The organism is Clostridioides sp. ZZV15-6598 (assembly GCF_020657705.1).
Lineage (GTDB): Bacteria > Bacillota > Clostridia > Peptostreptococcales > Peptostreptococcaceae > Clostridioides > Clostridioides difficile_F.
Window position 1 is genome coordinate 25,635 of sequence record NZ_JAGWCS010000010.1, and the last position, 13,844, is coordinate 39,478.

Here is a 13,844-nt window from a genome sequence, read left to right on the forward strand (position 1 = left end):
TGTTGCTCAAGAATCAGTTTTTGATGCTTGGAAAACTGACGCAATAACACCTTTGTTTTCATAAAAATAAATAAAATAAACAAGGTATATGATAAAATAGATACATATTCATATAAATTTAAAATAGATAATAGCTGTCTATCATTGAAAGGAGCAAAAGATGAAAAAATATAGATTGTTAGTTACTTGTATAATTGCCATGGGAATTATAATTATAGGAACATCAAATCCAGTTACCAATTTTTACAAGACAACAAATTTAATTAATTCAGGTACTACTAAAAATGAAAAAACAGATAAAGATAAAGATTCAAATAAAAATATAAAAGATAAAGATGAAAATAAATCAAATTCAAAAAGCAAAAATGATAATAAATCAGAGGATAATAAATCAGATAGTAAAACAGAAACTCAAAAAAATAAAAAGTTTTTAATTTGTATAGACCCAGGACATCAAGGAAAAGGAGATAGTAATTTAGAGCCAGTAGCTCCAGGTTCTTCATCTCAAAAAGCAAGAGTATCTTCAGGAACAGAAGGTATAGCTACAAAGAAAGCAGAGTATGTTTTAAATCTTGAAGCATCTGTAGTTTTAAAAAATATATTAGAATCTAAAGGTTATAATGTAATAATGACTAGAGAAACACATGATGTAAATATAAGTAACTCAGAAAGAGCGATACTTGCTAATGAGAAAAAAGCTGATATGGTTGTAAGAATACATGCAGATAGTTTAAATAATTCTTCAAAAACTGGTGCATCTATATTAGTTCCTGAAAAGGATGGAAAATATACAGCTCCTATATATGAAGATAGTAATAGATGTGCAGAATTTATCAAAACAAACATGGAACAAGCTGGAATACAGATAAATGGAATTGTTCAAAGAGGAGATTTGACTGGATTTAACTGGTCAAAAGTGCCAGCTGTATTAGTAGAGATGGGATTTATGAGCAATTATAATGAAGACCAAATGATGTCAAATCCAGAATATCAAAGAAAAATGATGCAATGTGTAGCAGATGGATTAGATGAATATTTTAAATAAAATGTAAATAGAGAAAAAATTGGGATGGTACTATTTTCCTAATTTTTATCTCTATTTTTTATTTTACATAATATAGTGATAAAGTTTATTCTCAGTTAAATTATTGTAAATATAACTAAAAATATTGGTAATACTTGATTTAAGTTTCAAAAGAATATATTATAGTATAGAATGTGTAAAATTTTTTTGAGAGGTGTTAAAATGCTAGTAGTAGAAAACGTAAGTCACGGATTTGGTGCAAGAACAATATTAGAGAATGTATCCTTTAGACTTAGAAAAGGTGAACATATTGCACTAGTTGGCGCTAATGGAGAAGGAAAATCGAGTTTTTTAAATATAATAACGAAAAAACTTATGCCTGATGCTGGAAATATAAAATGGTCTTCAAGAGCTACAGTAGGTTACTTAGACCAACATACAGTATTAAGTAAAGGTAAAAGTATAAGAGAAGTGCTTAGAGAAGCTTTTAAGCATATGTTTGATTTAGAGCAAGAAATGATTGCTATGTACGACAAGATGGGAGAAGCTAGCGATGATGAGATGAGTAAGCTTCTTGAAGAAACAGCAGAAATACAAACTATACTTGAAAATAGTGGTTTTTATATGATAGATGCAAAGATACAAGAAGTTGCAAATGGTCTTGGTCTTGGAGAAATTGGTCTTGATAAGGATGTAACTGATTTAAGTGGAGGTCAAAGAACAAAAGTACTTCTTACTAAACTTTTACTTGAAAATCCAACTATTCTTATTCTAGACGAGCCTACAAACTATTTAGATGAGGAACATATAACATGGCTTACTAGATATCTTCAAGAATATGAAAACAGTTTTGTTCTAGTATCGCATGATATTGACTTTATAAATAATACTTGTAATGTAATATATCATATGGAAAATGGTGAGTTAAATAGATATAAAGGTAATTATGATGAATTTGTAAGACTTAATGATATAAAGAAACGTCAAGAAGAGCAAGCTTATGATAAACAAGTTGAAGAAAGAAAGAGATTAGAAGACTTTGTAGCCAGAAATAAAGCTAGAGTTGCAACAAGAGGGATGGCTAATAGTAGACAAAAACAACTAGATAAGATGGAAATACTAGAAAGACCAAAGGAAAAGATAAAACCTACTTTTTCTTTTAAAGATGCCAGAGCAGCAAGTAAAATAATTTTTGAAACAGAAAACTTAGTTTTAGGATATGATGAAGCATTAACAAAGCCACTTAACTTCCAATTAGAAAGAGGAAAGAAGATTGCTTTAAAAGGGATGAATGGTATTGGGAAGTCTACATTATTAAAGACATTACTTGGAATAATAAAACCATTTGGTGGAAATGTCAGACTGGGAGACTATTTAGAAGTTGGATATTTTGAACAAGAGAGTTCAAAAGAAAATAATAATACACCTATGGATGAAGTTTGGAGTGAATTCCCTGGTCTTACGAATTTTGAAGTTAGACAAGTCCTTGCAAAATGTGGACTTACTAATGAACATATAACTAGTCAAATGAGAGTATTAAGTGGAGGAGAAGCTGCTAAGGTTAGACTTTGTAAAGTTATGTTAAAAAATATAAATTTCTTAGTACTAGACGAGCCTACAAACCACTTAGATGTAGATGCAAAAGACGAATTAAAGAAAGCTATAAAAGAATTTAAAGGTACAGTTCTTTTAGTATGTCATGAGCCAGAATTCTATTCAGAAATTGTCGATGATGTATGGAATATAGAGGATTTCACTACTAAAATCGTTTAGGCAATTAATTTGTTACTGGGGGGATTTCATGAAAAAGTTTCTAAATATAATTTTTTCAGTGTGTATAAGTTTGGTGGTAATAGTAGGTGCTATTAATTTTACTGTTGGATTTAAGCAACTTTATTATTTTGATATTGATTATTTAAACATATCGGAGTTATCTGGTTTATCTAAAGATAATATAAAATTAAATTATGATTATTTAATAGATTACAATCTAAGCAAGGATGTATCTGAGTTTAAGTTACCAACAATAGAATCTTCTCCAGAAGGGAAAATACATTTTGAAGAAGTGAGAAATATATTTCAAAATATAAATAAATTAGCTAAGTTATTAATGATAATTTCTTTGGTAGGAATTATATTAAGTATAAAAAATAAAAATATAAAATTACTAAAAACTACATCAATGACATTGATAATCATGCCAGTAGTGTTGGCACTTCCTATTTTGTTGAATTTTGAAAAATCATTTATTATTTTTCATAAATTATTATTTAGAAATGATTATTGGATATTTAATCCTGATTTAGACCCAGTTATAAATATGCTTCCAGAAGAATTTTTCTTTCATGCTGGAATGATGATTTTGATATTGATTTTTGCAGTAAGTATATTGCTTTTCGCAATGTACAAATTATGTAAATTATTTCAAAGTAGAAAGATATAAGGTAGAATGATATAAATTAAAACTTAAACAATAAAAATAGCTATGTAATATGATTTAGACTAAAAGTAGTCAAAAAATATTTATGCATAGCTATTTTTAATGAAAAATTATTTTTTACTAGTGATTTTAACTAAATCTTTAAATTTTCCCATAATATAATTATAATTATCTTTTTTATGAGGTAGCATACAACTACTGCAATCTTTAATGCCTTTATCTGTGTACTTAAAGTTTCCGCCACAATTTTCCCCTAAAGCATATAAAGGACAGTAGCAAAATAAACAGTTAAATTCTTCTGGCTTATTAGTTTTATGACAAGGGAAAAACTCACAATCTTTGTGATTAAAAAATTTATAATTTTCGCCCATCTTTTCCTCCTAATTTAAATAAAGTATCAAATCTTTTATAACTATATAAGATTTTGGTGATAATATAATTATACTAAATATTTTTATTAATAGTTGATAATATAGTATTATTAATCATATTATTAATGGTATAATTAGTCAACAGAGAAATAATGTAAATGTTTAATACAATTATATTATGCTTTATAACAAAAAATGAGGTGATTAAGTGAAAGAAATTCAAGAAAGAGCACTTCTTGTAGGTCTAAATTTGACAACAATAATTAAAAAAAGTGATGATATAGACACAAATGAATCCATGGAAGAACTAAAAGAATTAGCAAAAGCTGCTGGAGCAGAGGTTGTAGGTAGCTTAATTCAAAATAAGCAAGCTGTTGATGCAGCTTATTATATAGGCAAAGGTAAGGTAGAAGAAATAAGAGCATATAGTGAATCATTAGATGCTACTTTAGTAATTTTTAATGATGAATTATCTGGCGCTCAAATTAGGAATATTGAAAATGTTGTTGGAAAAAAAGTAATAGATAGAACTACCTTAATTTTAGATATATTTGCTCAAAGAGCACTTAGTAAAGAAGGTAAATTACAGGTTGAATTAGCACAATTAAAATACAGATTACCACGACTTTATGGAATGGGTGGTGAGATGAGTAGAACAGGTGCAGGAATTGGAACTAGAGGGCCTGGTGAACAAAAACTAGAAGTAGATAAAAGACATATACTTAATAAAGCAGCGGATATAAGACGTGAACTTAAAGAGGTAAAAAAGAATAGAGAGACACAAAGAGTTAAGCGTTTAAAATCAAATATACCAATTGTAGCACTTGTTGGGTATACAAATGCAGGAAAATCGACCTTACTAAACGAATTAATAAAGACACACAAGGATTATGAACAAGAAAAAGAAGTTTTTGTAAAAGATATGCTTTTTGCAACTTTAGATGTAACTTTAAGAAAAGCTCTTTTGCCAAACAAGAAAGAATTTTTAGTAGTAGATACTGTTGGATTTGTCAGTAAACTTCCCCACGATTTAGTAGAGGCATTTAAGGCTACACTAGAAGAAGTACAATATGCAGATTTAATTTTACATGTAATTGACACAACAAATACTAGTTATGAATTGCAAAAAAGTACAACTGAAGGTGTATTAAAAGAACTTGGTGCAAATGATAAAAAACATATACTTGTATACAATAAAGTAGATAAGCTAGAGTTAGATATATATCCTAAGAGTCAAGAAGATATTGTGTATATATCTGCAAAACAAGGCATAAATATGGATAAGCTATTAAATATGATAGAAATTGCTTTAATGGAAAATACTTATTCAGTAAGTTTGATGTTACCTTATGAAAGAGGTGATATATTTAGTAGAATAAAAGATAAATACAATGTGGAGAATTTTGAGTATGGGGAAAATGGTATAACATTAGATGTAAATTTAGATGAAGAAGATTTTAATATCTATAGAGAGTACATATTAGAAAAATAGGTTTGATATGGATATAAATTGGGAAAATATAGATAATCTTGAAGATTATTTTATAACCTATCTTCTTTACAAAGAATCTAAAACAGTATCTCAAATTAGTAGAATTAGAAATATTTCAAATGTTGAAGCAAGTGAGCAACTTATACAAGCAAAGTTGAAGATAAAAGAAATGCAAAAAGATGATTTTGAGGCATCTAAGGATATTTTAGATAAATTTTTAGAATTAGATAAAATTAAGAGACTTGATTTTATGGATAGCTTAGATGACGAAAAAATGGTATACTTTAAGAGAAAGGTTTTCAAAAGAATCCTTGTAGAAAAAAATGCTGAAGATTTGATTGTTTTAATTTGGGCAACAGGTGAGCTAAAAGATGATAGATTTTTGAAGTTACTCCATCAGCTCACAAACCACAGACACTCAGATATTAGAAGAATAACTTATTCAGCAATAAGAAAGATTGAGTCACCAAGTAGTAGAGAAGTTTTGCAAAAAGGTCTCTACGATAAAAATGCACAAACTAGACAATATTGTGCAAAAGCTCTTTCAAAATTAGGAGATGAAAACAGTTTAAAGATTTTACAGCAGTTAAAAGATAAGAATAGGAATTTTGAAAAAGAGTACGTGCTTAGAGCTTATGATGAAGCCATTAAAGCATTATCAAATTTGAAAAAGTGATTTTTTATTAAAGTAATTTGTTTACTTAATGATTTATTTATGGAGTTTAACAAGATAATTAATAAATTAATGGGAGGGGTTTCAAATGATAGTAAGACGTTGTGCAGGTGGAGTAGTGTTTTATGCTAATAAAGTACTTATTGTAAAAAATGATAGAGGTGAATGGACACTTCCAAAAGGAAAGATACTTGGAGGAGGACTTCCATATGAAAGTGCTGTTGAAAGAGTTAAAGTAGAAACTGGCATAGATGCTAAAATGATAGATGTAGCTGGCGATACTATGTATGAATTTTTCTCAAGAAGTAGACAACAAGAAGTTTGCAATGCGATAATGTGGTATGTTATGGAAGCTTGTAATACTGAATGTGTACTTGCTCCTGAATTCCAAGAAGGTGGATTTTACAAGATAAAAGATGCTTTAGAAATGTTATCACATCATAAAGAGCAAGCTTTAGTTGAAGTATCTTATAAAAAGTTTAAAGAATTAAAGAAATTAGTTTCAGAGGGCGATGATGTTCCAGCAAACTAGTAGTGAATTTATAGAATTTTGAGGAAGGGATATACCCTTCCTTTTTTAGTTGAATACTTTAGAAATGTATACTTTATAGCTTATTTGATTTTTATTTTACTAAACTATTTTTTATTTTACTAAATTATATTGATTTATGTCTTAATGAATTATATTAAAAATAAAAATTAAAAATCTTGTGATTTTATTATATAATTGACTTATAATGTTAACAAAATGAATACTAAAAATTCTATTTACATTTTAAGTGGAGTAATTTTTATAAATAAAGATATATTTTAGCAAATGACAAAAATAGGAGGAGTTATAATGAGTAATTATAGGACATTACACGAATTTGGAACGGATGAGATAACAATTGAAAAATCTGTTTTTATTGGATATGCTAAGCCTATACAAAGTGAAGAGGAAGCAGTAGAATTTATAAATGAAATAAAGAAAAAGCACAAGGATGCAAATCATAATGTGTGGGCTTATACAGTTGGACAAAACATGAATATACAAAGGTATAGTGATGATGGAGAGCCACAGGGAACAGCAGGTATACCAACATTAGAAGTCATAAAAAAAGAGGATTTAAGAGATGTAGTAGTTGTTGTTACTAGGTATTTTGGTGGTATAAAATTAGGTGCAGGTGGTCTGGTTAGAGCTTATACAAAAGGTGCTAAATTAGGCTTAGAATCTGGAAAAATAATTAGTAAAGTAATGTACCAAGAAGTTAAAGTTAAGATAGATTATACTCAACTTGGAAAAGTACAAAATGAGTTGATGAACTTAGGGTATTTTATAAAAGATACCATATATGAGGATAATGTTGAGATAATAGTATATTCAAAGTTAGAAGATGTTGAAAAACTATCAGAGAAAATGATTGATATAACAAGTGGGACAGGTAAGATAGTTTTGGGAGATGAATTTTATTTATCTGAACAGGATGGAGAAATTTTACTATAAAAATTCTGCTGTAATTTAAGCTAAAAGTAAAAAAGTAGAATGTCAATATAGAAGATAAAAGCATAAAAATAGAATAGTTATATAGAAAATAAAAGCCACTAATTTATATTGAAATAATTTAATGGCTTTTATCAGATTTTGCACAGAATCCTTTTTTAACTTCAAATAAACCAACTAAAAGTAAAAACACTCCAAATATTTTCTTCAATATATCAGAAGATAAATAATTAGCTAATAATGAGCCAAATATAGCTCCTAACACTCCAAATACAGCTATTGGGATAACTAATTTGAAAATTACGTTTTTATTTTTGATATGTATAGCTAATGCTATCAAAGTCATAGGTATGGATGAAAGTAAGTTGACACTCTGTGCAATTTTAGTATCTATACCAGCAAGTAAAACGAGAGCAGGAATAAGAATAGTTCCACCACCCATTCCCATTCCTCCAATAATTCCTGCAAAAAATCCAATTAAAGCAAATAACATTAAAACACCATCCTTAATGCTGCAATTATCATGATTAATCCAAAAGAAATCCTAAGAAACTTTCCAGTAACTTTATTTAGTAATTTAGCTCCTATAATACCGCCAATAATACTTCCTGCTGCAACTTTTATTGTTAAGTTAATGTCGTAAGTTCCTTTAGAAACATACAAAACAGAACTTGCTGTTGTCAAGAAAATGATTATAGAAAGAGCTGTTGCATGAGACTTATGTTCTTCTACCTTCACAATATCATTTAATATTGGTACTAAAAGAGTACCGCCTCCAGAGCCAAATACTCCATTTATAAATCCTGTAAATACCCCAATTATCGTATTTTTTATATTGAAATCAAAATATTTTTTCTTTAAGTTATTAGTATTTTTCATAAAAACCACCTTCTGAAATAGTTTTACCAAAATAGGCAAATTATATTTATATAAAATAATATTAAATATAATCCTTCATTTTTGCTTAAATTTGCATAAAAAAAAACATGTTAAAACAACATATTAATATATGGTATAATATATTAATACAAAGTAGTAAATTGAGAGGAGATAATAATGTCAAATATAAAAATACAAATAGACAAAACTGTAGAATGGCTTAAAAATAAGGTTAATGAGGCAAATGCAAAAGGATTAATTGTTGGTGTATCTGGAGGAATTGATTCAGCAGTAGTTGCTAACTTAATCAAAAAAGCTTTTCCGGAAAACTCTATGGGAGTTATAATGAGCATAAAAAGTAATCCTCAAGATAGAGAAGATGCACTTAAGGTTATAGAAGGATGTGATATAGAATATCTTGATTTAGACCTTATAGAACCACAAAGTGCTATATTAGACATGGTAGTAGGAAATTTAAAAGAGAAACATTTATATAGAGAAGAATATTTAAAAATGACAGATGCAAATTTAAGAGCAAGAGTAAGAATGAGTACTATTTACACAATTGCTAACAACTTAGGATACTTAGTTGTTGGTACAGATAATGCTGCAGAAATACACACTGGATACTTTACTAAGTTTGGTGATGGTGGAGTTGATATTTTACCAATTGCAAATTTAACTAAAGCTGAAGTGTATGAATGGGCAAAAGAACTTGGTGTTCATGAAGCTTTAATAAATAAAGCTCCTTCAGCAGGTCTTTGGGAAGGACAAACAGATGAAAATGAAATGGGAACTACTTACAATATGATAGATGCTGTATTAGAAGGTAGATTAGATGAAGTTCCTCAAAGAGACCAAGAGATAATAGAAAGACTTCATAGAATAAGTGAACACAAGAGAAAAACGCCTGCACAACCTCCTAAGTTCTAATTTACTATTTTCAAGATTTGTGATAAAATTTACAAGTGATAAAAATTAGAATAATTAATTGTACGTATTAAGGAGTGGAAATATGGGACGTATAGGAAATATAATTAATAGAAAAGGTAAACAAGATGCTCAAAGAGCAAAAATATTTACTAAACATGCTAGAGCAATAGCAGTTGCAGCTAAAGAAGGTGGCGCAGACCCAGAATATAATGCAGCATTAAAAACAGCTATAGAAAAAGCTAAGGCAGATAATATGCCAAATGATAATATAGATAGAGCTGTTGCTAAAGGTGCAGGTGCAGGTGCTGGAGAAGACTATGAAACTATAGTTTATGAAGGATATGGACCTGGTGGGGTTGCTGTTATAGTAGAGACTTTAACTGACAATAAAAATAGAACTGCTGGTAATGTAAGATACTACTTTGATAAAAACGGAGGAAACCTAGGAACTACTGGATGTGTGTCTTTTATGTTTGATAACAAAGGACAAATCTTAGTTGGTGCAGGAGATGGCGTTTCAGAGGAAGAATTAATGGATGTTGCATTAGAAGCAGGTGCTGAAGACTTTATAACAGAAGAAGATGGTTATGAAATAATAACTACACCAGAAGATTTTTCTAGTGTTCGTGATGAATTAAAAGCAAAAGGGTATGAATTTATATCTGCTGATGTAAAGATGATACCTCAGACTACAACTGTTTTAACAGAAGAATCTCATCTTAAAATGATGAATAAATTAGTTGATATGCTTGAAGAAGATGATGATGTTCAAGATATATATCATAACTGGGAAGTAGAATAAATATTATATCACATTGAGATTTGTAATTATTACATTAATTTTACTATGTGATAAATTCTATAAAATAAGTAATTATTAAAATAAACATATACACCTCTAAGCTATGTTTGCATAAATAATATGTAAACATGGGTTAGAGGTGTTTTTGTGTGTATAGAATATATCTAAAAATATTTATAAGTTAAAAATTTTAAAGTAAGTTCTGAGCAGGACTTGATTGTCTATAAATAATTGATGGGTATATCATCTGTTGCTGAATACCACTTATACGACCAGTGACTATATCAATAATCATCCTAAGACTACGTTCTGCGGTCTCTTCCATTTTCAAATCTATAACTGTCAAAGGAGGAATACTTCTTGCCATTAATCGTGCAGGTCCATTACTTGCTGCAAATATTTGAACATCATCTCCAATTACAATTCCCGATTCATTAAATGCATTCATCATACCAAGAGCTACTACGTCATGATTACAGAAAATTACTTTTTTTAGTGAATTTTTTGCAAGCATTTTCTGAGCAATATCGTATCCACTATCTATTTTATTAGAACAATAATATATAGAGTCTGATAAATGTATTCCATGTTCTTTACATGTTTTTAAAAAAGATTTACCTCGCAAGGTCATGCATGTGAAGGAAGTTGGGTTGAATACAACAGCAATATCATTTTTTCCATTTTGAATAGCATGTAAAGCTGCTATACGACCAGTTTCCTCATTGTCAATAGAGACACTTGAAAAACCAGGTATTTCACGATTTACAACAACTACAGGAATTTTAGGTTTATTTTTTAATAGGTACTCTATGTCATCAGCATTGATACCTGTTAAAACAACTCCATCATAATAATTATTTGAAAAAAGATATTCATCATCACATAGATGGCCAACACTGTAAGGTCGTATTATGATATTTATATTTAAATGTTCTAAAGAAACTATGTGGTTTATTGCTTGAAATATATTAGTTGATGCCAACTCAAATCCCGCATCTTGCCAATAAAATGCTATTTGAATATTGTCACGTTTAATAGGGGTAGAGCGTTTATATCCAAGCTTATCTGCTGAATTTAATACAAGTTCTTGTGTCTGTAGTGGAATTCTACGCTCATTTCCTTTACCACTTAAGACATACGAGACAGTTGCTGAAGACAGGCCACAGTCCTTTGCAATATCTTTGATTGTTGCCATTATAAAATCCTCCTTGAGTAGTTGCTTAAATTTGCTTATATCAATAATCTTAACATATATTCAATTAAAGAACAATATTCTACAACGTGCATATTTTACATGTTTAGAATAAATAAATTTCAAAAAATTTCTTATTATGTTGACAGAATTCAGTTTATAGGATTATAATATGCTTAAATAAGCTTATTAATTAAGTTAAATTAAGCAAAGTTAAGCAGGAGCATACAATGCTAGCTTGTTATGTGACTGTAAAAAGGGGGAAAAGAAATGAGTAAGGTAAATATATTTGAAGTTGGTCCTAGAGATGGATTTCAAAATCTGAAGGAATTTTTAGATACTGATAAAAAACTTAAGATTATTGATGGTCTTATTGCATCTGGTATTAGACAACTTGAAATTAGTTCATTTGTAAGCCCAAAAGCAATACCTCAGATGAAAGATGCAAAGGAAATAGCAACTTACTGTGTAAAAAATTATCCTGATGTGAAACTTTATGCATTAGTTCCAAATTTATATGGTGCTAAAGTTGCATGGGAATGTGGTATAAGAAATATATCTTATGTTATTTCTTTGAGTGAAACTCATAACAAGAAAAATATAAATCGTACTCATGAAGAGTCTATTGATGAGCTTAAAAAAATAATGAGTACTTATCCAGACATGAATATATGTATTGGAATGGCTACTGTATTTGGATGTCCTTTTGAAGGGTTGCCAAAAATTGAAGATGCCGTAGCATTTGCTAAACGTCTTTGGGAAAACGGTATCAGAGAAATAAACTTAGCAGATACAATAGGTATTGCTGACCCTAAACAAGTAAGAGATACTATTAGTGCACTAGTTGAAGCTTTGCCAGAATGCAGATGGCAGGTACATATTCATGACACTAGAAATATGGGGATGGTTAATACTCTTGCAGCTATTGAATGCGGAATTACCACTGTGCAGTCTACACTTGGTGGATTAGGAGGATGTCCTTTTGCTCCTGGAGCATCTGGAAATACTGCAACTGAAGATTTAGTGTACATGCTTGAGCGTATGGGATATGATACAGGCGTTGATTTTGTTAAACTTCTTGAATTATCAAAGTATCAGATGAGTTTTGTAAATGGTGTATATAGTGGTCACCATGTAAATATAAAGTCTGAGAGTTCTAATTGTCAGTCCTATTGATTAACGAAACATATCTATTAATAAAGCGTATCGGTTAATAAAATAAATAAAAGAATTGAGGGGATTAGTATGGATGTTATAGCTTTACTTTTGTTTTTAGGCGTTATTATTATTGCATTTGTACGTAAGAATAATGCAGGTATTTTAGCTTTAGCTATTGGTGTTATAGCTGTTAGAATTTTTGGTATGGATGATAAAGATCTTTATGGAGCTATAAGTAACTCAATGTTTACTACACTTGTTGGTATAACACTACTTTTTGCAATAGTGAATTCAACAGGAGCATTGAAACTTGTTGCTGAAAAAATTGTAGCTGCTTCAGGTAAACGTGTTTGGCTTATACCCATAGCGGTTTTTATAGCAGGATTTGTTGTTGCTGGTGTTGGGCCTGGAGCAATCCCAGCACTTGCAATTATTCCAGCAATGGCTGTTCCTGTAGCAATAACTGTTGGTTATAATCCTGTGATGCTTGCACTTATAGGTGAATGTGGATTAATGGCAGGACGTATGACTCCTATTACTCCAGAAGGTCAAATCATAACAACTGTTGCCGAGAGTGTTGGAATTGAAAATGTTATGCCTGCTGTTTTAGCTTGTCAGACTCTTTCAACAATTGTATTTTCAATAGTATTATTTATAATTTTTAAAGGATATAAACTTAAAAAACCTATAAATGTTATAAATAGCAATGAAATAGAAAAATTTAATGTAAAGCAGATAATTTCTCTGATAAGTATAGTGGTTATGATTGCTCTTATCATAATCTTTGATATGAATGTTGGACTTGCAGCGTTTTCAGTTTCAGCTGTACTTCTTCTTTTCAATATTGCTGAAGATGGAGAATGCATCAAAGCAATTCCATGGAGTACGATAGTGATGGTGCTTGGAGTAGGTGCAATGATGACAATCGTAGATGCAGCAGGAGGAATTGATTTAATGAGTAATGCATTGTCATCATTAATGAATAGCAAAACTGCTACCCCAATTATGAGTATTTCAGCAGGGCTTATGTCTATGGTTAGTTCTGCTTTAGCCGTAGTTTATCCAACCATGATGCCTATGTGTGTTGATATAGCTAAGACAGTTGGAAGTGTAGATCCAGTAGCACTTATTGCAGCAGTTGGTGTAGGAGGTTCTCTTGCTGGAGTAAGTCCACTTTCTACTGGTGGAGCATTGATTTTAGCAGCTATGGGTTCAAGCAAGAAAGATTTTAACAAAGAAGAGCAAAATAAGGTTTTTGTACAACTTTTCATTATGAGCGCAGTTGGGTTATTAGTTATTGCAGTAGTATCAGTACTATTCTTTAATGTAATAACACACTTAATTCATTAATTAGAATAACTAGAGAGTACATTATTAAGTTTAACTTTTAATACTAA

At 29.7% G+C, this 13,844-nt stretch carries 15 protein-coding genes; 11 read left to right on the plus strand and 4 right to left on the minus strand.

Going from position 1 to position 13,844, the window contains the following annotated elements; all coding sequences use genetic code 11:
- The first annotated feature begins 160 nt into the window (after positions 1-160).
- From KGF50_RS03380 to KGF50_RS03390, 3 genes are all read left to right on the plus strand, one after another.
- Positions 161-1,045, plus strand: a complete 885-nt coding sequence (locus KGF50_RS03380; protein WP_227846825.1) for an N-acetylmuramoyl-L-alanine amidase family protein — start codon at positions 161-163, stop codon at positions 1,043-1,045.
- A gap of 201 nt (positions 1,046-1,246) precedes the next feature.
- The gene (locus KGF50_RS03385; protein WP_227846826.1) at positions 1,247-2,797 is read left to right on the plus strand and encodes an ABC-F family ATP-binding cassette domain-containing protein; all 1,551 of its coding nucleotides are present in this window, start codon (positions 1,247-1,249) and stop codon (positions 2,795-2,797) included.
- Between the two features lie 28 nt (positions 2,798-2,825).
- Positions 2,826-3,467: a TIGR01906 family membrane protein gene (locus tag KGF50_RS03390; RefSeq protein WP_227846827.1), complete on the plus strand. Its 642-nt coding sequence runs from the start codon at positions 2,826-2,828 to the stop codon at positions 3,465-3,467.
- 107 nt (positions 3,468-3,574) lie between these two features.
- On the opposite strand, the gene KGF50_RS03395 is transcribed toward KGF50_RS03390, so the two are convergent.
- Complete coding sequence (locus KGF50_RS03395; protein WP_227846828.1) at positions 3,575-3,835, minus strand: cysteine-rich small domain-containing protein; 261 nt, start codon at positions 3,833-3,835, stop codon at positions 3,575-3,577.
- Between the two features lie 208 nt (positions 3,836-4,043).
- Between KGF50_RS03395 and hflX the strand changes: the two genes are divergently transcribed.
- The 4 genes from hflX to KGF50_RS03415 all read left to right on the plus strand — a co-directional run bounded on the left by hflX (position 4,044) and on the right by KGF50_RS03415 (position 7,486).
- Positions 4,044-5,327, plus strand: a complete 1,284-nt coding sequence (gene hflX / locus KGF50_RS03400) for a GTPase HflX (protein ID WP_227829666.1) — start codon at positions 4,044-4,046, stop codon at positions 5,325-5,327.
- Positions 5,328-5,334: 7 nt separating this feature from the next.
- Positions 5,335-6,003 carry a HEAT repeat domain-containing protein gene (locus KGF50_RS03405; protein WP_227846829.1) on the plus strand — a complete coding sequence of 223 codons (669 nt, stop codon included), beginning with the start codon at positions 5,335-5,337 and terminating at the stop codon, positions 6,001-6,003.
- A gap of 85 nt (positions 6,004-6,088) precedes the next feature.
- Positions 6,089-6,532, plus strand: a complete 444-nt coding sequence (locus KGF50_RS03410; RefSeq protein WP_227433384.1) for an NUDIX domain-containing protein — start codon at positions 6,089-6,091, stop codon at positions 6,530-6,532.
- 309 nt (positions 6,533-6,841) lie between these two features.
- On the plus strand, positions 6,842-7,486 hold the full coding sequence (locus KGF50_RS03415; RefSeq protein WP_227846830.1) for a YigZ family protein: 645 nt from the start codon (positions 6,842-6,844) through the stop codon (positions 7,484-7,486).
- Between the two features lie 118 nt (positions 7,487-7,604).
- Here KGF50_RS03415 and KGF50_RS03420 read toward each other — a convergent pair whose 3' ends face one another.
- On the minus strand, positions 7,605-7,976 hold the full coding sequence (locus KGF50_RS03420; protein WP_227433382.1) for a sulfite exporter TauE/SafE family protein: 372 nt from the start codon (positions 7,974-7,976) through the stop codon (positions 7,605-7,607).
- Positions 7,976-8,362 (minus strand): sulfite exporter TauE/SafE family protein, encoded by a 387-nt coding sequence (locus KGF50_RS03425; protein WP_227846831.1) that lies wholly within the window; start codon positions 8,360-8,362, stop codon positions 7,976-7,978. Before KGF50_RS03425 ends, KGF50_RS03420 begins: the two co-directional genes overlap by 1 nt.
- Before the next feature lie 177 nt (positions 8,363-8,539).
- Between KGF50_RS03425 and nadE the strand changes: the two genes are divergently transcribed.
- Both nadE and KGF50_RS03435 read left to right on the plus strand, forming a co-directional pair.
- Positions 8,540-9,295: an NAD(+) synthase gene (nadE, locus tag KGF50_RS03430; RefSeq protein ID WP_227846832.1), complete on the plus strand. Its 756-nt coding sequence runs from the start codon at positions 8,540-8,542 to the stop codon at positions 9,293-9,295.
- 82 nt (positions 9,296-9,377) lie between these two features.
- Positions 9,378-10,097: a YebC/PmpR family DNA-binding transcriptional regulator gene (locus KGF50_RS03435; protein WP_227829661.1), complete on the plus strand. Its 720-nt coding sequence runs from the start codon at positions 9,378-9,380 to the stop codon at positions 10,095-10,097.
- A gap of 190 nt (positions 10,098-10,287) precedes the next feature.
- On the opposite strand, the gene KGF50_RS03440 is transcribed toward KGF50_RS03435, so the two are convergent.
- Positions 10,288-11,292 carry a substrate-binding domain-containing protein gene (locus KGF50_RS03440; RefSeq protein WP_227846833.1) on the minus strand — a complete coding sequence of 335 codons (1,005 nt, stop codon included), beginning with the start codon at positions 11,290-11,292 and terminating at the stop codon, positions 10,288-10,290.
- 267 nt (positions 11,293-11,559) lie between these two features.
- On the opposite strand from KGF50_RS03440, the gene KGF50_RS03445 reads away from it, so the two are divergent.
- Positions 11,560-12,465 (plus strand): hydroxymethylglutaryl-CoA lyase, encoded by a 906-nt coding sequence (locus KGF50_RS03445; protein WP_227846834.1) that lies wholly within the window; start codon positions 11,560-11,562, stop codon positions 12,463-12,465.
- Positions 12,466-12,534: 69 nt separating this feature from the next.
- Positions 12,535-13,797, plus strand: coding sequence for an SLC13 family permease (locus KGF50_RS03450; RefSeq protein WP_227846835.1), 1,263 nt, complete (start codon positions 12,535-12,537; stop codon positions 13,795-13,797).
- Positions 13,798-13,844 lie beyond the last annotated feature (47 nt).

What these genes read in the sequence shown, in the direction of transcription:
- KGF50_RS03390 (WP_227846827.1), top strand. Translation starts at nt 2,826, where the DNA reads ATGAAAAAGTTTCTAAATATAATTTTTTCAGTGTGTATAAGTTTGGTG.
- KGF50_RS03435 (WP_227829661.1), top strand. Translation starts at nt 9,378, where the DNA reads ATGGGACGTATAGGAAATATAATTAATAGAAAAGGTAAACAAGATGCT.
- KGF50_RS03425 (WP_227846831.1), bottom strand. Translation starts at nt 8,362, where the DNA reads ATGAAAAATACTAATAACTTAAAGAAAAAATATTTTGATTTCAATATA.
- KGF50_RS03395 (WP_227846828.1), bottom strand. Translation starts at nt 3,835, where the DNA reads ATGGGCGAAAATTATAAATTTTTTAATCACAAAGATTGTGAGTTTTTC.
- KGF50_RS03380 (WP_227846825.1), top strand. Translation starts at nt 161, where the DNA reads ATGAAAAAATATAGATTGTTAGTTACTTGTATAATTGCCATGGGAATT.
- KGF50_RS03410 (WP_227433384.1), top strand. Translation starts at nt 6,089, where the DNA reads ATGATAGTAAGACGTTGTGCAGGTGGAGTAGTGTTTTATGCTAATAAA.
- KGF50_RS03405 (WP_227846829.1), top strand. Translation starts at nt 5,335, where the DNA reads ATGGATATAAATTGGGAAAATATAGATAATCTTGAAGATTATTTTATA.
- KGF50_RS03440 (WP_227846833.1), bottom strand. Translation starts at nt 11,292, where the DNA reads ATGGCAACAATCAAAGATATTGCAAAGGACTGTGGCCTGTCTTCAGCA.
- KGF50_RS03420 (WP_227433382.1), bottom strand. Translation starts at nt 7,976, where the DNA reads ATGTTATTTGCTTTAATTGGATTTTTTGCAGGAATTATTGGAGGAATG.
- KGF50_RS03450 (WP_227846835.1), top strand. Translation starts at nt 12,535, where the DNA reads ATGGATGTTATAGCTTTACTTTTGTTTTTAGGCGTTATTATTATTGCA.
- nadE (WP_227846832.1), top strand. Translation starts at nt 8,540, where the DNA reads ATGTCAAATATAAAAATACAAATAGACAAAACTGTAGAATGGCTTAAA.
- KGF50_RS03385 (WP_227846826.1), top strand. Translation starts at nt 1,247, where the DNA reads ATGCTAGTAGTAGAAAACGTAAGTCACGGATTTGGTGCAAGAACAATA.
- KGF50_RS03415 (WP_227846830.1), top strand. Translation starts at nt 6,842, where the DNA reads ATGAGTAATTATAGGACATTACACGAATTTGGAACGGATGAGATAACA.
- KGF50_RS03445 (WP_227846834.1), top strand. Translation starts at nt 11,560, where the DNA reads ATGAGTAAGGTAAATATATTTGAAGTTGGTCCTAGAGATGGATTTCAA.